At 70.6% G+C, this 20,041-nt stretch carries 14 protein-coding genes; 7 read left to right on the top strand and 7 right to left on the bottom strand.

The window, feature by feature from the left end; all coding sequences use genetic code 11:
- The first annotated feature begins 15 nt into the window (after window positions 1–15).
- On the top strand, window positions 16–459 hold the full coding sequence (locus tag QSK25_RS41695) for a hypothetical protein (protein WP_285646858.1): 444 nt from the start codon (window positions 16–18) through the stop codon (window positions 457–459).
- Window positions 460–623: 164 nt separating this feature from the next.
- A complete protein-coding gene (locus QSK25_RS41690; RefSeq protein WP_285646856.1) occupies window positions 624–1,112 on the top strand; it encodes an RICIN domain-containing protein in 489 nt (162 codons plus the stop codon).
- A 46-nt stretch (window positions 1,113–1,158) separates the two neighbouring features.
- On the opposite strand, the gene QSK25_RS41685 is transcribed toward QSK25_RS41690, so the two are convergent.
- A complete protein-coding gene (locus QSK25_RS41685; RefSeq protein ID WP_285646854.1) occupies window positions 1,159–2,202 on the bottom strand; it encodes a potassium channel family protein in 1,044 nt (347 codons plus the stop codon).
- Window positions 2,199–3,632: a M20/M25/M40 family metallo-hydrolase gene (locus QSK25_RS41680; RefSeq protein WP_285646853.1), complete on the bottom strand. Its 1,434-nt coding sequence runs from the start codon at window positions 3,630–3,632 to the stop codon at window positions 2,199–2,201. The genes QSK25_RS41685 and QSK25_RS41680 overlap by 4 nt, the downstream gene beginning before the upstream one ends.
- A gap of 62 nt (window positions 3,633–3,694) precedes the next feature.
- Here QSK25_RS41680 and QSK25_RS41675 point away from each other — a divergent pair, with 62 nt between their 5' ends.
- Entirely contained in the window at window positions 3,695–4,075 is a 381-nt protein-coding gene (locus tag QSK25_RS41675; protein WP_285646852.1) for a DoxX family protein, read from the top strand.
- Window positions 4,076–4,151: 76 nt separating this feature from the next.
- The gene (locus QSK25_RS41670) at window positions 4,152–4,691 is read left to right on the top strand and encodes a hypothetical protein (protein WP_285646850.1); all 540 of its coding nucleotides are present in this window, start codon (window positions 4,152–4,154) and stop codon (window positions 4,689–4,691) included.
- A gap of 16 nt (window positions 4,692–4,707) precedes the next feature.
- On the opposite strand, the gene QSK25_RS41665 is transcribed toward QSK25_RS41670, so the two are convergent.
- Together QSK25_RS41665 and QSK25_RS41660 are read right to left on the bottom strand one after the other, a co-directional pair.
- Window positions 4,708–8,070, bottom strand: a complete 3,363-nt coding sequence (locus tag QSK25_RS41665) for an ATP-dependent helicase (protein WP_285646849.1) — start codon at window positions 8,068–8,070, stop codon at window positions 4,708–4,710.
- Between the two features lie 97 nt (window positions 8,071–8,167).
- Window positions 8,168–11,305 carry an ATP-dependent helicase gene (locus QSK25_RS41660; RefSeq protein ID WP_285646848.1) on the bottom strand — a complete coding sequence of 1,046 codons (3,138 nt, stop codon included), beginning with the start codon at window positions 11,303–11,305 and terminating at the stop codon, window positions 8,168–8,170.
- Window positions 11,306–11,898: 593 nt separating this feature from the next.
- Between QSK25_RS41660 and QSK25_RS41655 the strand changes: the two genes are divergently transcribed.
- Window positions 11,899–12,354, top strand: a complete 456-nt coding sequence (locus tag QSK25_RS41655; RefSeq protein WP_285646847.1) for a glycoside hydrolase family 18 protein — start codon at window positions 11,899–11,901, stop codon at window positions 12,352–12,354.
- A 43-nt stretch (window positions 12,355–12,397) separates the two neighbouring features.
- Here the strand turns inward: QSK25_RS41655 and QSK25_RS41650 are convergent, their stop codons facing one another.
- Window positions 12,398–14,446: a putative bifunctional diguanylate cyclase/phosphodiesterase gene (locus tag QSK25_RS41650; protein ID WP_285646846.1), complete on the bottom strand. Its 2,049-nt coding sequence runs from the start codon at window positions 14,444–14,446 to the stop codon at window positions 12,398–12,400.
- Between the two features lie 168 nt (window positions 14,447–14,614).
- Window positions 14,615–15,430, bottom strand: coding sequence for an SAM-dependent methyltransferase (locus QSK25_RS41645; RefSeq protein WP_285646845.1), 816 nt, complete (start codon window positions 15,428–15,430; stop codon window positions 14,615–14,617).
- 165 nt (window positions 15,431–15,595) lie between these two features.
- Between QSK25_RS41645 and QSK25_RS41640 the strand changes: the two genes are divergently transcribed.
- Both QSK25_RS41640 and QSK25_RS41635 read left to right on the top strand, forming a co-directional pair.
- Window positions 15,596–16,909 (top strand): cytochrome P450, encoded by a 1,314-nt coding sequence (locus QSK25_RS41640; RefSeq protein ID WP_285646843.1) that lies wholly within the window; start codon window positions 15,596–15,598, stop codon window positions 16,907–16,909.
- 18 nt (window positions 16,910–16,927) lie between these two features.
- Window positions 16,928–17,926: an alpha/beta hydrolase gene (locus tag QSK25_RS41635; protein ID WP_285646842.1), complete on the top strand. Its 999-nt coding sequence runs from the start codon at window positions 16,928–16,930 to the stop codon at window positions 17,924–17,926.
- Window positions 17,927–17,966: 40 nt separating this feature from the next.
- On the opposite strand, the gene QSK25_RS41630 is transcribed toward QSK25_RS41635, so the two are convergent.
- Window positions 17,967–19,982 (bottom strand): putative bifunctional diguanylate cyclase/phosphodiesterase, encoded by a 2,016-nt coding sequence (locus tag QSK25_RS41630; RefSeq protein ID WP_285646840.1) that lies wholly within the window; start codon window positions 19,980–19,982, stop codon window positions 17,967–17,969.
- Window positions 19,983–20,041 lie beyond the last annotated feature (59 nt).

Below are 20,041 nucleotides of genomic sequence, written 5' to 3'. Positions count from 1 at the left end.
TGCGAACATCGCAGTGTGGCGGTTCCGCGAAGCCCGGACAGATGGGTGTTCATCCTGCTGGTCGTCGGACTGGTCGGGATAGGTGTCGCGGTCGCGCTTCTGGTGCCCGCCAAGGTTCTCGGTGCCGAAGAACCCCCTCCGCCGGTCATGGCGACCGTCGTCGAGAGCGGGTCGTGCGGCTCCGGGATGGACACCGTCGAGTGGGACGCGAACGGCGAGAAGAAGAAGGCCAAACTGGACGGTTGTGGCCACTCCAAGGGCGAGACGGTCGAGATCGTCAACACCGGCGGTGAGATGGTGTCCTCCGCCGCGTCCGTCCCGGTCGGACTCCCGGTCGGCCGCCGCCTCACCGCGCTCCTGCTCTGCATGGCCGCTCTGGCAGGCGGTTTCTACGCGTTCCTCTTCCGCTACGCCCCCCTGCGCGCGCCGGCCGTGCTGCCCGCGCCGAAACAGGGCTGACCTGCGTCGGGATTGTCACAGCGGCTGATCCGGCCGGTCTCTTCCGCGCGGCGGCGCCTCCGCCTACCGTGGTGCCCGGATCTGAGCTGGGGGCTTCGCGATCCGTCGGCCTGACGCGGCGATGACCCCTGGCTCCCGACAGCCTGGGGGACACCTTGAAGCGTGTGACGAACAGACTCGCGGCCGCGCTCTTCGCCGCCGCGCTCGCCCTGACCGGCGCCGTGCAGACCGCGAACGCCGCCGACGCCGGCGTCCGGATCAAGAACCTGAACAGCGGCAGGTGCGCCCTGGCCCAGGGCGGGGCCGACAACCAGCCCGTCGTCCAGTACCAGTGCCTGGACTTCGTCGACCAGAAGTGGGTCATCGTCGACAAGGGCAACCGGCAGTTCCAGATCCGCAACGAGAACAGCGGCAAGTGCATGCTCGTCCGCGGCACCGACAACAACGCGCCCGTCGTCCAGTTCACCTGCCTGGACTTCGCGGACCAGTACTGGACGGCCGAGAGCTACCCGGACAGCCCCTCCGGGATCTACCTGCGCAACGTCAACAGCCAGAAGTGCCTGCTGGTGCGCGGGACCGCGGACCTGCAGCCGTTCGAGCAGTTCGAGTGCGCCCGGTTCCCGGACCAGGCCTGGATCCGCTCGACCTTCTGAGTCGTCCCGCGGGCCGGGTGCTCGTGCGAGCACCCGGCCCGTCCGGTCACTCCTCGCCGGGCGGCGTCACCTTCTTGACGTACAGCAGCCGGTCCCCCGGTTCGATCGCGTCGGCCTCCGGCGCGTCCACCCGGTACAGGGTCCCGCCGCGCACCACGCCCAGCACGATGTCGGGCAGGTGCCGCGGCGAACCACCGATCTCGCCCGGCTCGACGTCGCGTTCGGAGATCGCGAGCCCCTGGTCGGGCGTGAGCAGGTCCTCGACCATCGCCACGACCGACGGCGTCGCGGTGGCCATGCCCAGCAGCCGCCCCGCCGTCTCGGACGAGACCACCACCGAGTCGGCACCGGACTGGCGCAGCAGGTGTTCGTTCTCGCGTTCACGGACGGACGCGACGATCTGGGCCTTGGGCGCGAGTTCGCGGGCGGTCAGCGTCACCAGCACGGCCGTGTCGTCCCGGTTCGGGGCGACGACGATCGCGCGGGCCCGTGCCGCTCCGGCCACCCGCAGCACGTCGTTGCGCGTGCCCGAGCCGTGCACGACGACGAGGCCCTTGGCCGTGGCCGCGTCGAGCGACTCCTGCACGGTGTCGACCACGACGATGGAGCCCGGGTCGACGCCGTCGCCGAGCAGTGCGGCTACCGCGGACCGTCCCTTCGTGCCGTACCCGACGACCACCACGTGGTCCCGCACAACCCGCCTCCACTTTTGAATGCGCAACGCCTGACGGGAGCGCTCGGTGAGAACTTCTAGTGTCGTGCCGACCAGCACGATCAGGAACAGGACGCGCAACGGCGTGATGACCAGAACGTTGACCAGGCGTGCCGACGACGACGCGGGCGTGATGTCGCCGTAGCCGGTCGTCGAGAGGGAGACGGTCGCGTAGTAGAAGGCGTCGAGCAGCGAGACGCCGTCCTCGTTCACGTCGCGGTAGCCGTCGCGGTCCAGGTACACGATCATCACCGCGAGCAGCAGTGCCGCCATCGCGCCGACGACGCGTTTCAGGATCGCGCGGACAGGGCTCTCGACCTTGTCCGGCATCCTGATCACGCCGACGAGCGAGTGCGACGCTTCCTCGGACAGGCTCATCGGGACAACCTCTTCGCGATCTCCGCTCGGGCGAGCGTCCGCCACAGGTGGGCAGCCGCCTCCGCGCCTTTGAGGAGCAACGGCACCACTACGCGCTCGTTCGGCGCGTGGACGCGATCATCCGGCAACGTCGCGCCGAGGTACACGAGGGGCACCCCCAGGAACTGCTGGAGCACCGCCGCCGGGCCCGAGCCGCCTGCCCGCGCGAAGCGAACGGGCTGGTCGAAGGCCAGGTTCATGGCCTCGCGGACGGCCTCGTTGGCCGGGTCGTCCGGGCTGATGGCGTACGGCGGCACGCCCTCACCCCGGAAACTCACCTCGGCGCGGATGCCGGGCGGGGTGTGCCGCTCGACGAACGCGCTGAGCTGCTCGCGCACCCGGTCCGGGTGCTGGTCGGGCACGAGCCGGAAGCTGATCTTCGCGGTGGCGGAGGCCGGGATGATCGTCTTCAGGCCGGGGCCGGTGTAGCCGCTGCTGATGCCGTTGATCTCGGCGGTCGGCCGCACCCAGATCCGTTCCAGGGTGCTGTAACCGGTCTCGCCGTGCGTGGCCTGGGCGCCGCCGCCGTTGTACCGCAACCACTTCTGCTCGTCGAACGGCAGCGAGGCGTAGTCGGCGCGTTCCGCCGTGGACGGTTCGCGGACGTCGTCGTAGAAACCGTCGAGCTGGATCCGGTTGTCGTCGTCGTGCAGCGCGGCGATCAGTTTCGCGAGCGCCGTCGCCGGGTTCGGAACGGCACCGCCCGCGCGTCCGGAATGGACGTCGTCGGTACCGCCGGAGAAAGTGATCTCGCCGCCGAGAACACCGCGCTGTCCGGTGTTGACGGTCGGCGCGTCGCGATCGTGCAATGCGGTGTCGGTGAACACGACGAGATCGCACGCGAGCGATTCCCGGTGATCTTCGAGGAGCTTTCGCAGATGCGGCGAACCCGATTCTTCCTCGCCCTCGACGAAGAGCTTCAGCGTGACGCTCGGCGCTTTCTGCCCGGTGGCCGCCAGATGTGCCAGAACGCCGAGCAGGTGCATCGCGACCTGCCCCTTGTCGTCGCTCGCGCCCCGGCCGCGGATCTCGTCGCCGCTGATCACGGGCTCGAACGGAGGATGCTCCCAGCGCTGCACCGGATCGACGGGCTGCACGTCGTGGTGGCCGTAGACCAGCACGGTCGGGGCCTGCGGGTCCTCGGCGGGCCAGCACGCGAACACGGCCGGGAGCGCCGGCCCGTCACCCCAGACCGCGACCTCCGGCCAGCCGTCCGCGGTCAGCCGGTCCGCGAGCCAGTCGGCGGATCTCCGCACGTCGGCGTGGTGCGCGGGGTCGACGCCGATACCGGGAATCTTGATCCACTCGCACAGCCCGGCCACGAACGAGTCGGCCAGGGCGGCGACAGCCGCGCGTTCACGAGGTTCGGAATGACGAGAATCACCTGCCACGCCCGTGGACAATAGGCCAGCCCCACCTCGCCTACGCGGCGTAGGCATGACATGGTGACGCCATGGAACCAACCCGTTCCCGAACGAGGTCGGCGCTGGCCCTGGCCGCGCTGCTGAGCCTGGCAGGAGTCACCCACTTCGCCCGGCCGAAGTTCTACGACGCGATCGTTCCCCGCTCGCTGCCCGGCACCCCGCGGCAGTGGACCTACGTGTCCGGAGCAGCGGAACTCGCGGTCGCCGCGGCCGTCGCCACCCCGCGCACCCGCCGCCTGGGCGCGTTCGCCGCCGTCGCGTTGTTCGTCGCGGTCTTCCCGGCGAATGTGAAAATGGCTCTGGATTTCCGGGACAAATCCCCCAAAGCCCGCGCCATCGCCTACGGCCGTCTGCCTCTTCAGATCCCGCTCGTCGCATGGGCCTGGAAAGTCGCCAAAGCGTCTCCATGACCACCCTGGGTAATCCTTGACCAAGTCCCCCGCAAACGCTGTCATTTTCCGCGCGAGGAACCCTAGGATGCGCCCTGTGCACACGCTTCTCCAGCGCGCCGCCACCGCGCTCGACTGGGACGGAGTCGTCGTACCCGACGTCGCCGTCCTGGGTCAGCAGGTGTCCGCCGTCGTGCGCCTCCTCCCCGAAGTGCACGAGTGGAGAACCGCGAACGGCTGGCCGCCCAGATCGGACCCGTCGTGGTTCCGCTCCTGGTTCGAGCCGGAGGCCCACGACCGCCTCCCGGTGGCCGCCGTCGAACTCGTGGGCGTGCTGGTGAGCGAGTCCACGACGGACCGCGCGCTCCAGTCGTGCGGCACCCTGCTGACCCTGGCCCCGTGCGCGGTGATGCTCCCCCGCACCGACGAGTCCCAGGCCTGGTCGTTCATCGAACTCGACTACTACGGCATCGGCGTCGTGGTCGCCGACGACAGCTCGGCCGACCTGATGGTGCCGCCGGAGGACCGTTCACCGGAGTTCGGGCCGTCGCTCTTCGGGCGCTGGCTGCTCGAGGTCCTCTACGAACGCGTGCTGAAGGAAGCGCACGCGCCGGCGAACTCCAGCCCCCAGTCCTGACCCAGCCGGTCCTGACTCACCCCACGGACCGGATGAGGTCCTTCAGGCCCTGCTCGTCCAGCAGGTCGGCCGGTCGTTCCGTGTGGTCGTGCCGCACGTAGTGGAACGCCGCCCGCACCTGCTCCAGCGGCGCTCCCACCAGCGCCGCCCACGCCAGCCGGTACGCCGCGAGCTGCACCGACAGCGCCGGCAACGCCTCGGCGTCCGGCACCGCGCCGGTCTTCCAGTCGACGACCGTCCAGCCGTCCGGGTCGCGGTAGACGGCGTCCATCCGGCCGCGCACCGAGATGCCGTCGAACTCCGCCTCGAACGGCACCTCCACGTCGTGCGGGGTCCGCTCGGCCCAGTCGCTCGCGAGGAACGACTCCTTCAGGCGTTCGAGGTCGGCGTCCGGTGAGGCGTCGGCGTCGCCGGCTCCGGGCAGTTCGTCGAGGTCCAGCAGCCGGGTCGCGCCGAAGCGGTTCTCCAGCCAGGTGTGGAAGGCCGTGCCGCGGCGGGCCAGCGGGTTCGGCGGGAACGGCAGCGGGCGGCGCAGCCTGCGGGCCAGCAGGTCCGGATCCTTGGCCAGTTCCACGAGCTGCGACACCGACAGGTGCTCGGGCAGCAGCACCTGCTCGCGGCGGTTCTGCGACGCGGCGCGTTCGGCCAGCAGCACGTCCACGTCGGCCGCCCAGCCCTCCGGGTCCGCGTCCTCCGGCATCTCCGGGTCGTCGGGCACCACGTCGTCGGGCAGCGGTTCGGGCTCCGGCGGGAAGTCGTCGTCCGGGGGCTCGTCGGTGGGCGGCGGGTAGTCCTCGTCGACGACCTCCGCCTGCGGTTCCTCCTCGTCGAAGATCAACGCCAGCGGCTCCGGCGGGGCGTTGCGCAACCGGTCGAGGGCGGCCAGCACCATCTCGGCGCCCTCGACGACGGCGTCGCGGCGCTTGCCCAGCGGGTCGGCTGGCCAGACGGACGACTTCACGTCCTCGGCCAGCGGGTTCGGGGTGTCCGGCTCGGGTTCGTCGGCCCACGCGCTGATGTCGCCCGGTGGGTTCTCCCGCTGCAGCACCTCGTGCATCTCGCGCAGGAAGACCGACGGGCCCTTCGGCTTGTCGCCTGCCTCCGACCACCAGTGCCCCGACATCAGCAGGCTGTGCTCGGCCCTGGTCACGCCCACGTAGAACAGCCGCCGCTCCTCGACGAGCCGGCGTTCCTCGAACTCCTCCGTGTGGATCGCGAGGGCCTCGTCGACCTCCTTGCGGTTGTAGCCGGCGGACAGCTTCAGCACCGGGAGGTCGGCCGAGTCGCCACGCAGCGAGGCGGGCAGCTCCGTCACGTTCTTGAGCCAGCACGAGGACTTCTTGCGGCCCGGGAACACGTCGCGGACCAGGTGCGGCAACGCGACGATGTGCCACTCCAGGCCCTTCGCCGAGTGGACCGTGACGATCTGCACGCGGTCCTCGGAGACCTCGACCTCGCCGGGTTCCAGGCCGTCCTCGGCGTGCTCGGCGGTGTAGAGGTAGTCGAGCAGCGACGACAGCGTCGCCGACGGCGAGGCTGCGGCGAAGTCCGCGACGACGTCGGAGAACGCGTCGAGGTGGGCGCGGCCGACCATGCCCGGCCGCGACATCGACTCGATGTCCAGCAGCAACGTGCGTTCGACGTCCGCGACGAGTTCGGGCAGCGGCTGGTCGAGCCTGCGCCGCAACGCCGCGAGCTCACCGCCGAGCCGGCGGACGCGCCGGTACCCGTCGGGCGAGTACGCGTCCGGGTCGCCGGGGTCGTCCAGCGCGTCGGCCAGGCCCGCCTGCTCCGCGTGCTCACCGGGCAGGGCGTCGGCGAGCACCATGAGCGGATCGTCCACAACGGACTGTCGAGGTGCGACACCGGCGAGTTCGCGCGCCCGCTTCCACAGCGCGGCCAGGTCGACGGCCGCGAGGCGCCAGCGCGAGCCGGTCAGCAGCCGGGCGGCGGCCGTGCCGGCCAGCGGGTCGACCAGCACCCGCAGTGCCGACACCAGGTCGCGCACCTCGGGTTCGTCGAGCAGGCCGCCGAGACCGACGACCTCGACGGGCAGGCCGCGTTCGCGCAGCGCGGCGGCGATGGCGGCCATGTCCGAACGGCGGCGCACCAGCACGGCCGCGGTCGGCGGCTCTCCCTCGGCGTCGAGGTGCGCCTCCCACTGCGCGGCCAGGTTGTCCGCCATCCAGTCGAGCTCCTGGCGGATGTTCTCGTGCAGCGCGAGCCGGACGTCACCCGGACCGGCGCCCGGCCGCGCGCGCAGTTCCTCGACGTCCAGACCGGCCTCGCGCAACGGCAGCGAGACGGCGTTCGCGAGCTCGAGGACCTCCGGCGGGTTGCGGAAACTGGTCAGCAGCCCGAACTTCCTCGTCGGCGGGAAGTCGTCGGCGAAGCGCGGCAGGTTCGCCGCGGACGCGCCGCGCCAGCCGTAGATGGCCTGCGCCGGGTCGCCCACCGACGTCACCGGCATCGGCCTGCCGTCGCCGAACAACGACCGCAGCAGCACGCGTTGCGCGTGACCGGTGTCCTGGTACTCGTCCAGCAGCACCGCGCCGTACCGCTCGCGTTCGCCCGAGGCCACCTCCTCGAACTGGGCGAGCTGCGCGGCCAGCGACATCTGGTCGGCGAAGTCGAGCGCGGCTTCCTTGCGCTTGCGTTGCTGGTAGGCGTCGAGCAACGGCAGCAGCGCGACCCGCAACCGTTGCGCCGCAACCACTTCCTTGAGCTTCTCGGGCAGCGCCTCGCGTTGCCTCGGCGCGCGCGGGGCGTTCTCGATCAACGCCGTCAGCTCGGCGGCGTGCCGTTCCAGCTGCTCGGGCGTCACGAGGTGCTCGCCGAGTTCGCCCGCGAGCGACAGCAGGTAGCCCGTGATCGTCGCGGGCACCTTGTCCGTGTCGAGGTCCTTCGCCCACGTCGACACGACCCGGTGCGCGAGCTGCCAGGACGCCGTCTCGGTGAGCAGCCGCACGCCGGGTTCCACCGGCAGCCGGAGTCCGTGCTCGGTCACCAGACGGCCCGCGTAGGCGTGGTAGGTCAGCACGACGGGTTCGCCGGTCAGCACGGCCATCTTGCGTTCGCCGCTCGGGTCGAGTTCGTCCAGCAGGGACGATCCCGCGAGCCTGCGCAGCCTCGCCCGCACGCGGTCCGCCAGCTGGCGCGCGGCCTTGCGCGTGAACGTCAGGCCGAGCACGCGGTCGGGCTGCACGAGCCCGTTCGCCACCAGCCACACGACCCGCGCGGCCATGGTCTCGGTCTTGCCGGCGCCGGCGCCCGCCACGACCAGCGCGGGTTGCGCGGGTGCGGCGATCACCTCGGCCTGCTCGGGAGTCGGCTTGTTCAGCCCGAGCGCCTCAGCGATCTCAAACGGGCTGACGGTCACCGGTACATCTTCCTACCCGGCCCGTGCGCGTCCGCACCACCCGGGACGGTGTGTTCGCCGACCGTTCTGGTTCAGGAAACATGCAGGTCAACGACGCTTACTCACTCACCTGACGCCCGGAGGGGTGCACCGGGCACGTCGTGCGCGCCGGGCAGCGGTCGCAGTCCGCGTTCTCCCGCGCCGTGTACTCGGGCCCGAGCACGGACTCCGCCGCGCCCTGCACGACCTCGAGCCACGCCTGCACGCCCTGCTCGTCGAGCGGGGCCTGGGTGCGTTCGACGGCTCCTGTCTTCTTGTCCTCCTTCGCCACGTAGAGCAGGCGCGCGCCGCCCGGCTCCGTGCCGAGTCCGATGTGGGTGAAGCCGCCCAGCGACGACGCGAGCTGGTACACCGCGAGCTGCGGGTGTTCCTGCGACGCCTCCTTCGACACCGGGCTCTTGCCGGTCTTGAGGTCGATCACGACCGGGCGGCCGTTCTCGTCCTTTTCCAGCCGGTCGACGCGGCCCCTGACCTGCAACCACGGCCCGCCGTCGCGCTTGGGGACCTCGACGACCATCTCCTCCTCGACCGCGACCTGGGTGAGCTGGTTGCGGCTCATGGTCAGCCACGCGAGGAACGTGTCGAGCATCTTCTCCACGCGCAGGCGTTCGCGGCGGGAGAACCAGGGCGCGCCCGCGTCCACCGCGGCCCACGCCTCGTCGAGCTTCTCCCGCAGCTGCTTCGAGTCCGCGCCGCTGGAGGCGGCCTGCGCCAGGGCGTGCACCAGCGTGCCGGTGACCGAGGCGAGCTCGGCCGGGTCCTGGCCGCCGTGCCGTTCGACGACCCAGCGCAGCGGGCACTTCGTGATCACCTCGATGGTCGAGGGCGTCACGCTGACCTTCTGGTCTTCCGTCCACAGTGGAGCGTCGATGGACACCTCGGCCAGGCCGTACCAGGACTCCGGGTGCGCACCGGGCACGCCCGCCTCGGCCAGCCTGGCGAGCTGGGTGGCGGCCCGTTCGCGCCGCTCGGGCGGTTCGGTGTCCGAGCAGACCACCCTCCTGAGCTCGCCGACGAGTTCGCCGAGCACCAGACCTCGTTGCGGGCGGTGCAGCTTGCGTTCGTCCTCAGCGGACGACTCGATCTCGTCGAGGAACCGCGACGGCTGCTCGTCCTCGCCGCGGACCGCGCTGATCAGCAGCTTGGACCGCGCTCGCGACGCCGCGACCAGCAGCAGCCTCCGTTCCTCGGCGAGGATCGGGGCGACCGCGCTGACGGAGGGCTCCAGGCCCGCCAGCACGTCCACCATGCGTTCGACGCCCAGGACCGTGCCGCGCAGCCTCAGGTCGGGCCAGCTGCCCTCCTGAACCCCGGGCACCGCGACGACCTCCCACTCGCGTCCGGCCGCCGAGTGCGCCGTCAGCACCGTCACCGCCTCGCCGGTGGGCGCCGAGGCGGCCAGCGTGTCGCCGACGATCCGTTGCGACTCCAGGTAGTCCGCGAACCCGGCCACCCCGGACCCCGGCAACCGGTCGACGTACTTGGCCGCCGCCTCGAACAACGCCACGATCGCGTCCAGGTCGCGGTCGGCCTGCATGCCGGGCATCCCGCGCCGCGCCGACTGCGCCACCCACCGCTCCTGCAGCCCGGTCGCCGTCCACAGGTCCCACAGCACGACCTCGACGGACTTGCCTTCTTGAACAGCCTTGCGCGCCAACGAGAGCAGGTGCCCGATCCGGCGCGCGGGCATCGACTCGACGTCCTCCAGCGCCGCCAGCCGGTCCGCGGTCTCCACGACCTCGACCAGCAGCTCACCGCTGGGCCTGTCCCCGCCCGCCGCCATCTCGAGCCTGCGCAGGCCGCGCCGCAACCTGCGCAACGCCAACGGGTCCGCGCCGCCGTAGCTCGACGACAGCAGCATCGACGCCGTGTCCTCGTCCATCGACCCCGGCGCCGCCGCGGCCCTGATCAACGCGAGCAACGGCCGCACCGAGGGCTGTTGCGCCAGCGGCAGCTCGTCCGACGACACCGACACCGGCACGCCCGCCGCGAGCAACGCCCGTTGCAACACCGGCAACGACAACGTCGCCGACCGCACCACCACGGCCATCTGCGACCACGGCACCTCGTCCGCGAGGTGCGAGCGCCGCAGCTGGTCCGCCACCCACGCCGCCTCCTGCGCGGACGACGCGAGCAGCCGCACCTGCACCGACCCCTCACCGTCCACGGGGTCGACCACCCGCGCCGGCGAAGCACCCGGCAGCCGTGCCGCGAGCCGCGCCACCGCGTCCCTGACCTCGGGCATCATCCGGTGCGACTGCCTGAGCACCACCGTCTCGCCGTCCGCGTCCCGCAGGATCTCCGGATCGGCCCCGCGGAACGTGAAGATCGCCTGGTCCGGATCGCCCGCCAGCACGAACCGCGCGGCCTGCGACCCGAGCGACCGGATCAGCGAGTACTGCATGGGGTCGAGGTGTTGCGCGTCGTCCACCAGCAGGTACCTGATCCGCCGCCGCTCCGCGAACAACAGGTCCTCGTCGTTCACGAACGCCGCGTAGGCCGACGACACCAGTTCGGCCGCGTCGTAAGCGGGCGCGTACGCCGTGGCGGAGTCCATGCCGGACAACAGGTTCACGGCCTCGTACTGAGCCCCGAACCGCCCGGCCGCCACCCACACGTCCCGCCCGTGCTCCTCACCGAGCGCGATCAGGTCCTCGGGCCCCAGCCCGCGTTCCGCCGCCCTGAGCAACAGATCCCTGAGCTCGTGCGCGAACCCGGGCAACTCCAGCGCGGGCCGCAACCGCTCCGGCCACTGCAACGCCCCCAGCTCGACGTCACCGGCGAGCAGCTCCCGCACCATCGCGTCCTGGTCGGGCCCTGACAACAACCGCGGCGACGGCTCCCCCATGAGCACGGCCTGGTTCCGCAGCACCGCGAACGCGTACGAGTGCACCGTCCGCACCAACGGCTCCCGGATCGCCTGCAGCCGCCCCGTCAACAGCTGCGTGATCCGCGCCCGCAACGCGACCGAGGCACGCCGGTTCGCCGTGAGCACCAGCACGTTCTCGGGATCGGCCCCCTGCTCCAGCACGACGTGGGCGGCCAGCTCGGCGAGCAACGTCGTCTTGCCGGTGCCGGGCCCGCCGAGCACGCGGACGAAGCCCTCGGTGTCGAAGACCCGCTGGGCAGCGGCGTCCCACCGGGGACGCGGGCGCGTCTCCGGCTTCCGGCGGACCAGCTGGGGTGCGAGTGCCACACACCGATTGCACCACGCGCCACCGACAAGATCGTCGAGGCGGGGTCGGCGAGGCACGAAAGCCCCGGTGAGAGGTGGGGTCGGCGACCGAAGACGGGCAGGTGGGACGGGCTCGGCGGACGCGGCAACGCGGAGGCAGAGGCGGAGGCGTAGCGGAGCGGAGTGCGGGACCGGTGGCGGAGGCCGTGGCGGAGGCGGAGGCGGAGGCGATGGCGGAGGCGGAGGCGGTGGCGGAGGCGATGGCAGAGCAATGGGCGGGGCCGGTGGCGGCGGTCGTGGCGGTGGCGGTGGCGGTGCAGGCGTGCGCAGGCAGCGGATGCGGGCGCGGGCAGCAGCGGGCGCGGACAATCAGCGCGGGCTGCGGCGGCGGAGCGCGGACCGCAGGCGTGGGCAGGGCGAGTGAGGCCGCTGGTTGCTGGAGCCGGTGGCCGATGGCCGTGGTGGCATCACCTCCGACGGCACCCGCACCCGGGAACTGCGCAGTTCAGAGGGATGAAGCGCCCCTCAGCCCCCAGTTCGTCCAACCTCGACCCGGCCTGGAACCACCCGAGCCACCGATTTCGTCTACCTTCTTGACAGATAGCAACCCCGGCGTGAAGACCGTCATCACCATGCCGACGGACCGGACCGGCCCCAACTCGTGGGGCAAGCGGCTCGTCACGCGGTCGAAGGAGCTCAACGCCCCGGTCGACACGTGGGCCGTCATGCCCTTCGACTGGGGCAGCGGCGGCGACATGCTCGCCTACACCAAGTCCGCGGTCGACGGCCTCAAGAACCACGTCAAGTCGACGTTCGGGCTGACCGACGACGCGGCGTACCGGCGCAGCGGCCTGTCGTCCACGAACGGCAGGACCGACACCGGCGAGACCGTCACGCCGCAGAACTTCCGCGACATCGTCACCTGGGCGAACTCGAAGCACCTGGCGCGGGTGAGCTTCTGGGCCGTGAATCGGGACCGCGGTAACTGCGGGGCAATGAGCTCCTCATGCAGCGGCATCAGCCAGCAGACCTACGAATTCACCAAGGCGCTGGCGAAGTTCACTGGTTGAACAGACTCCTCCGGTGGCCGGACGTGACCCCGACCCCGTCCGGTCACCGGAGATCCAGCAGGAACTCGCCCGCCTCACGCGCCACCCCGAAGTGGTCGCCGGTCGCGAAGTCCGCGCCGGCGTCCCGCCACCACGCCGCCTGCTCCGCGTCCTCGATCCCCTCGACGGCGATCCGCACTCCGCGTTCGCGCAGCAACGGCAACAACGCCGCCACGTAAGGAGATCGCGACGCCACCAGGTCGCGCGCGATCCGCACGGCGCGCACCGGCACGTCGGACGCGAGCAGGCCGAAGTCCAGCGGTCCCATGCCGAAGTCGTCGATCGCGGTCAGCACGTTCATCCGGGTCAGCACCGCGAGGTTGTCGACCGCGTCGGGCAGCACCAGAACCCCGCCGGGCACGCTGACCATCAGCATCTCCGGCGGCACGCCGATCCCGTCGAGCACCTCGACGACCCGGGAGACCAGGTCCGCGTCGGACGCCTGGTGCGCGGTGAGCCGGACCGCCAGCGGCAGGTCGAACTGCTCGCGCTGCCGCCACCACGCCGCCTGGCCGCCGGCGACCTTCAGCAGCCAGCCGCCCAGCGGCAGGATCAGACCGGTCTGCTCGGCGAGGCCCGCGCACCGGTCGTGGTCCAGCTGACCGGAAGGCGCGTCCCAGAACAGCTCTGCCTCGACGCCCGCGACGGTTCCGGTGGCCAGCCGCACGACCGGCCGGTACCGCACGGTGATCTCGCCGTCCTCCCACGCGGCCGGCATCGCCACGGCCAGCGCGTCGTCGCGCCGTTCCTCGGCGTCCTGGCCGGCGTGGAACAGCTCCCACTGCCCGCGCCTGCCCTTCTTGGCGCGGCGCAACGAACGTTCCGCCGACCGCAGCACGTCGAGCGGTTCGGTGTCGCTCGACGGCCGGTGCACGACGCCCGCGCTCATCGACGCCGACAGGCCGTGGCCGTCGACGAACGTCGGCTCGGACATCAGGTCGGCGTTGATGCTCTTCATGATCGTGTCGATGCGGGGCGTCGAGGCCGTGTTCTCCAGCAGGATGCCGAACTCGTCGCCGCCGAACCGCGCGATCATGACCTTCTCGCCCGCCAGCAACGCCTTCAGCCGTCCGGACACGTGCTGGAGGTAGCGCTCGACGACGCGGCCGCCGAAGCTGTCGCGCAGCATGCCGAACGCGTCGAGGTCGAGGTGGAAGACCGTGATGCCGTGCTCGGGATCGGCCTTGCGCAGCGCCGTTTCCAGCTGCGTGGTGAAGAACTGGCGGTTCGGCAGGCCGGTCAGCGGGTCGTGCAACGACTGCCGCTTCAGCTCGCTCTGCAGCAGTTCGAGCTCCGTGCCGTCCTCGACCACCACGACGAAGTGGTTCGGCTTGCCGTCGGCGCCGCGCAGCATCGACGCCGTCAGCGTCACCCGCGCGGACTCGCCGTCCTCGCGCAGCAAGCGCTGCGACTGCTGGACGCGGTCGGTCACACCGGCGGCGAGGTCGGTCATCGCGTCGCGCAGCATCTCGGTGAACGCGGGCTCGATCAGGTCCAGCAACGGCGTGCCGACGAGCTCGTCCGGCGTGCGGCCGAGGATCTCGCCGATCGCCTCGTTCACGGTGTTCAGCCCGCCGTCGAGGTCGACGATCAGCACGCCGTTGGTGGACGACGTGACGACCTCGTTGAAGCGGGCCTCGCTCTCCTTGAGGTTCCAGTTGGCGTCGCGGACGGCCTTGAGCAACGACCGCTGCATGCTCTCCTGCTGCGCCAGCACGGATTCCGCGTTGGCCGCGGTGAAACCGGCGCCCAGCGCACCCATCGCGAGCGCGATCCGTTCCGCGTACTGCGAGACGGGCTGGAACTCGGGCAGCGCGAGCAGGCCCTTGCCGAGCACCTCGGCGGTGCAGCGCAGGCCGTGCTTGCCGAGGTGACCGAGCGTGGCCAGATCCGCGCCCGCACCCTCGATCGGGGTCGTGGCGAACGGCTCCGCGTGCAGCATCGAGCACAGCGCGTCCAGGCGGAGCGCCAGCTCCTGGTCGAGGTCGTCGCGTCCCAGCGGAATCGCGACGGAACCGAGCAGCTTGTACGACCATTTCCGGGCAAGCGTCATCCGCGCCCGCGCATTGTCCTGCGGCGAGGGCGTTACACGAGTTATTCGACTCGGGTTGGACATTGGGAGCTGCCTCGCAATGGGCTCTTGAGGTACGGCAGTTTACCCACGCACTGTCGATCCCACCTCAACCGGCAGCGTGAATCGACTTCACTCTATCGATATCTTCTATGGCTTGCGACCGACGCCAGCGAACGCGATCCGGTTCACCGCGGGGTCGTCGGAGATGTCGCCGGGGCCACCGGGTCGCCATTCGGCGAATTTGACCAGACCCGGTTCGACCAGCTCGAAATCACCGAAGAAGCCCTCGATCTCGGCACGATCTCGGTAGGTCACGTCACCGCCGCCCGACTTCGCCATCCGGTCCGTCACGGACCTGGCCTCGTCGTTCACGTGGTCACCGGCCATGTGCGAGATCGCGAGGTAGCTGCCGGGCGCCAGCGCCTCGCGGTACCGCTTGAGCAGTCCCTGCGGGTCCGCGTCGTTCGGCACCCAGTGCACCATGAACAGCATCAGCACCCCGATCGGCTGGTCGAAGTCGAGCAGCCGGTTCGCCTCCGCGCTCGTGAGGATGCTCTCGGGATCACGCATGTCGGCCTGCAGCACGGCGACCCTGTCGTTGCCGGCGACGATCAGCTCGCCGTGCGCCACCGCCACGGGATCGCGGTCCACGTACAGGACTCGGCACTCCGGGGCCTTTTCCTGCGCGACCTCGTGCACGTTGGCCACGGTCGGGATGCCCGAACCGATGTCGAGGAACTGCCGCACGCCCTGGTCGGTCATGAACCGCACCGCGCGGCGCAGGAAGGCCCGGTTCAGCCGGGCCGCGCTGCGCGAGTTCGGCATCATCTCCTCGGCCTTGTCGCCCATCAGGCGGTCGACCGCGAAGTTGTGCGCGCCTCCGAGGAGGTAGTCGTACACGCGTGCCGCACTCGGCACCGAAACGTCGACGCTCTGCGGAATCCAGTTCTGCCCGTCGGACACGACGACCCACCTCTTCAGGTTGCGGACGCACTAGCTTAGTCACGCACAAACCGGACACCGTTAGGCCGCTAGTGTGAACACAAGCCACCCGATCGGGCACTGTCTCTCTCCACCGAACGACTCATAGGGTGACTCGATCTCTTTCCGCCTCGCGTAGGAGCGATGATGTCCGTCCCGGTGGCACCCGGAAGGCTGCCGTTCCTCGGGCACACGTTGCCGATGCTCAGGAAAAGATTCGCCTTCACCGGGAATTTGCGTGACCAGGGAGAACTCGTCGAAGTCCACCTGGGACCGTTACGCGCGTTATTCGTGGCCAGTCCGCGGTTGACGCACCAGGTGCTGGTCACCGACGCGTCGAAGTTCCACAAAGGCCGGATGTACGACAAGTTCCGCCCGTTCGTCGGCAACGGCCTCGCGGTGTCGAACGGCTCGTTCCACCTGCGCCAGCGCCGCATGATGCAGCCGGCGTTCCACCGCGACCGGATCGCCGGGTACGCGGAGGTCATGCGCCGCGCGGCCACCGAGGTCGTGGACGGCTGGCAGCCCGGCGAGGTCCGGCAACTCGAGGCCGACATGCAGGGCCTCGCGGTCACCATCGTCGGCGAGGCGCTGTTCTCCACCGAGATCGGCGGGAAGGCCATCGACGAGGCCCGCCGCTCGGTCTTCGTGATCATCCGCAACGGCATCATGCGCGCGCTCTCACCGGGGTTCGTCGAGAAGCTGCCGATCCCGGCGAACCGCGAGTTCGACGAGGCCATCGCGAGGATGCGCGCGATCGTCTCCGAGGTGATCGACAGCCGCCGCGGCGACGACACCGACCACGGCGACCTGCTGTCCACGTTGCTGATGGCCCGTGACCCCGAGACCGGCGAACCGATGACCGACGACGAGGTCTTCGACGAGGTCATCACCCTGTTGACGGCGGGCATCGAGACCACCGCGCTCGCGCTCGCCTGGATCTTCCACGAGATCGCCGCCAACCCCGAGGTGGAGCGGCGGGTCCTCGCGGAACTCGAAGAAGTGCTGGGAGACCGCGAGATCACCATCGACGACGTGCCGAGGCTGACCTACGTCGGCCGCGTCGCCCAGGAAGTCCTGCGGAAGTACCCGCTGTGGCTCGTGATGCGCCGCACGGCCGTCGAGGTCGAACTCGGCGGCGCCGTGCTGCCGCCGGGCACCGAGGTGATCCTCAGCCCGCACACCATGCACCACGACCCCGTCCACTTCCCGGACCCCGAGCGGTTCGACCCCGAGCGCTGGACCCCCGAACGCGCCGGGGAACTGCCGAAGGGCGCGTTCGTGCCGTTCGGCGGCGGCATCCACCAGTGCATCGGCAACCACTTCGCCCTGACCGAGATCGCCATCGTGGTGGCGACGGTCTGCCGGCGCTTCCGGCTCGTCCCGGACCGGCCGGTGCGCACCAAGTTCACCAACGCGGCATACCCCAACGACCTGATGATGAGGGTCGTCCCCCGCTAGCTGGAAGGTTGTCCCCCCATGCGTTTCCGTCGGCTTTGTGCCGCCGTGCTGCTGGCTGCGTTCATACCGGTCTCCACGCCGGCGAACGCCGCCCAGACGACCTGTGAGGACGTCTACACACCCGTTCAGTTCGGACTCGTCAAGCAGACGATGTACGGCCGTCTGTGCGTGCCCCAGGGCGCGAAGACCCTGCAGGTGCTCGTTCCCGGCGGCACGTACACGAGCGGCTACTGGGACATCCCGGTCGACGGCGACAAGCGGTCGGTCGTGCGCGCGATGAACAGCGCGGGCGTCGCCACGATGGCCGTCGACCGCATCGGGTCCGGCAAGTCCACGAAGCCGTTGAGCATCCTGGTCGACGTGCCGAACCAGGCCCAGGCCGTGCACCAGGTCATCGAGAAGCTGCGGCCCCGGTTCACCAAGGTCCTCGTCGGCGGCCACTCCATCGGCTCGGCCATCGCGATGGCGGAGGCGGGCACCTACAAGGACGTCGACGGCGTCCTGATCACCGGCATGACGCACCAGTGGGACTACGTCCGCGCCGTTCCCGCGCTGACGAACCTCGTTCCCGCACTGCTCGACGCGAAGCTCTCGCTGCGCGGTCTCGACGTCGGCTACCTGACGACGGTCGCCGGTAGCCGGTACCGCATGTTCCACGCGCCCGGCCCGGAGAACACCGCCGTGAACGCCTGGGACGAGGCGAACAAGGACGTCGTGTCGGCCGGCGAGTTCGTCACCACCGCGCTGATGTCGAACCTGGTGCTGCCGGTCAGCGCGCTCATCGACGTGCCGGTCATGACCATGCAGACCTCTGACGACTACTTCTGCGGCACGCCGCCGCTCGGCGCCGACTGCTCGTCGGCCTCCGCGCTGGTGCGTTCGGAGAAGCCCTTCTACCCCAGGGCTCCGCGCGTCGACGGGTTCGTCGTCAGCGGGTACGGGCACGTCTTCAACTTCGACACGAAGGTCGCCGACGAGTACCACGCGGCGCTCGTCGCCTGGCAGCGCGGCATCTAGCGGGACGGCTGGGAACGTTGCGGCGCAACGTTCCCAGCTCCTAGTCCCGCAGCGTGCGCAGGAACTCGCCCGCGTCCTTGGGCGAGCCGAAGTGGGGGCCGATCGCGAGGTCGGCCCCTTCTGCCTGCCACCACTCGGCCTGCTCGGCGTTCTCGATGCCGTCGACGCACAGGTTCACGCCGACGTCGTGCACGGCCTGGATCAACGCCGTGGAGCGCGGGTCCTGGCGGCGCACCAGGTCCTTCGGCACGAGCACGGACACGATCGGCAGGTCCGTGAGCCACACCAGGTCGCGCGGCCCGAGCCCGAAGTCGTCGAGCGCGATCCGCACGCCCATGTCCGCGAGGGTGCCGAGGTTGTCTGCCGCGTCGGCCACGCCCAGCACGCCGACGGGCATGGTGAGCGTGAGGCGTTCGCCGGGCATCCCGGTCTCCTCCAGCACCTTCGCCACCCGTGACACCAGGTCGGCGTCGGTGGCCTGGTGGTGCGTGAGCCGCACGCCGAACTGCTGGTCGAGTTCGCCGCGCTGACGCCACCACTGGGCCTGGCCCGCGGCGATGCGGATCAGCCACTCGCCCATCGGCAGGATGAGGCCGCTCTCGTCGGCGAGCGCCGCGCACCGGTCGCTGAGATCCCAGTGCAGCAACGCTTCCACACCGGCCAGCGCGCCCGTCGCCAGTTCGCGGACGGGCTGGTAGACGACGCCGATGTCGCCCTGCTCCCAGGCGCCCGGCATGACGACGGCCAGGGCGGCGTCCCGGCGTCCGGCCGAGTCCTCGTTGGTGTGGAACAACTCCCACTGGCCGCGCCGGTCTCGCTTGGCCTGCCGCAGCGCCAGGTCGGCGGTGCGCAGCAGTTCGACCGGGTCGACCTCGGGTGACGGCTTGTGCACGACGCCCGCGCTCACCGACACCGCCAGGCCGTGGTCGTCCACATAGGTCGGTTCGCCGAGGTCGGCGTTGATGGCGGCCATCGTGGTCGCGATGTCCGGCGTCTGCGGGGTGTTCTCCACGAGGATGCCGAACTCGTCGCCGTCGAACCGCGCGACCATGGACTTCTCGGTGGACATCACCGCGCGCAGCCGGCGGGCGACGTGCTGGAGCAGGTGTTCGCCGACCCGTGCGCCGAGGCTGTTGCACACCAGGCCGAACGCGTCGAGGTCGAGGTGGAAGATCGTCACGCCGAGCGCGGGGTCGGCGCGGCGCAGCGCGGTTTCCAGGTGGGTCGTGAAGAACTGCCTGTTCGGCAGGCCCGTCAGCACGTCGTGCAGCGACTGCCGGCGCAGTTCCCCTTGCAGCAGCGCGAGTTCCGTGTCGTCGTCGGCCATGACGAGGACGTGGCTGGGCTTGCCCTCGTCGTCGCGCAGCAACGACGCCGTGAGCGTGACCTTGGCGAATTCGCCGTCGCCGCGCACGAGTTGCATCGGTTCGCGTTCGAACTCGCCGCGCTCGCCGAGGACGCGTTCCATCATCTCGCGGAACACGACGATGGAGGTCGGCGCGATGAGTTCGACGAGACGGGTGCCCGGTTCGGGCTGACGTCCGATGATCACGCCGAAGGACTCGTTGCCCCAGGCCAGCCTGCCGTCGAGGCCGACGATCAGGACTCCGTTGGTGGACGAGGACGCGATGCCCTCGAACTTCGCCTCGCTCTGGCGCCGGTCCCGTTGCGCGTCGTGGGCGGCCTTGAGCAGCGAGCGTTGCATGCTCTCCTGCTGGTCCAGGATCGACCGTGCCCTCGCCGCGGTGAACCCGCACGTCAGCGCTCCGACGCCGCCGACGACGCGGACCGTGTGCTGGTCGCTCGCCTGGAACTCCGGCAACGCCAGCAATCCCTTGCCGAGCACGTCGACCGTGCGTTTCAGCCCGGGCTCGTTGACGTAGCCGAGAGCGACGAGCCGCTCGCCCACCTCCTCGAACGGAGCAGGGTCGAACGGTTCGCGGTGCAGCGCCGCGCACAGTGCATCGAGCTGAGCGCCCAGTGCGGCGTCCAGCTCATCTCTGCTCAGCGCGACCACAACGACGCTGCTGAGCAGGTAGCTCCACTTGCGCGACAAGGCTTCTCGCGCGCGGACGGCGGCGGTGTCCGTGGGTGGAGCGGCATCGGGTCTTCGGC

Source organism: Lentzea sp. NBRC 102530 (genome assembly GCF_030269365.1).
GTDB lineage: Bacteria > Actinomycetota > Actinomycetes > Mycobacteriales > Pseudonocardiaceae > Lentzea.
Note: the sequence above shows the minus strand (reverse complement) of the source record. Positions and strands in the feature narration are given on the sequence as shown.

Coding starts and splice junctions, on each gene's coding strand:
- QSK25_RS41640 (WP_285646843.1), top strand. CDS start 15,596: ATGTCCGTCCCGGTGGCACCCGGAAGGCTGCCGTTCCTCGGGCACACG.
- QSK25_RS41650 (WP_285646846.1), bottom strand. CDS start 14,446: ATGACGCTTGCCCGGAAATGGTCGTACAAGCTGCTCGGTTCCGTCGCG.
- QSK25_RS41635 (WP_285646842.1), top strand. CDS start 16,928: ATGCGTTTCCGTCGGCTTTGTGCCGCCGTGCTGCTGGCTGCGTTCATA.
- QSK25_RS41675 (WP_285646852.1), top strand. CDS start 3,695: ATGGAACCAACCCGTTCCCGAACGAGGTCGGCGCTGGCCCTGGCCGCG.
- QSK25_RS41685 (WP_285646854.1), bottom strand. CDS start 2,202: ATGAGCCTGTCCGAGGAAGCGTCGCACTCGCTCGTCGGCGTGATCAGG.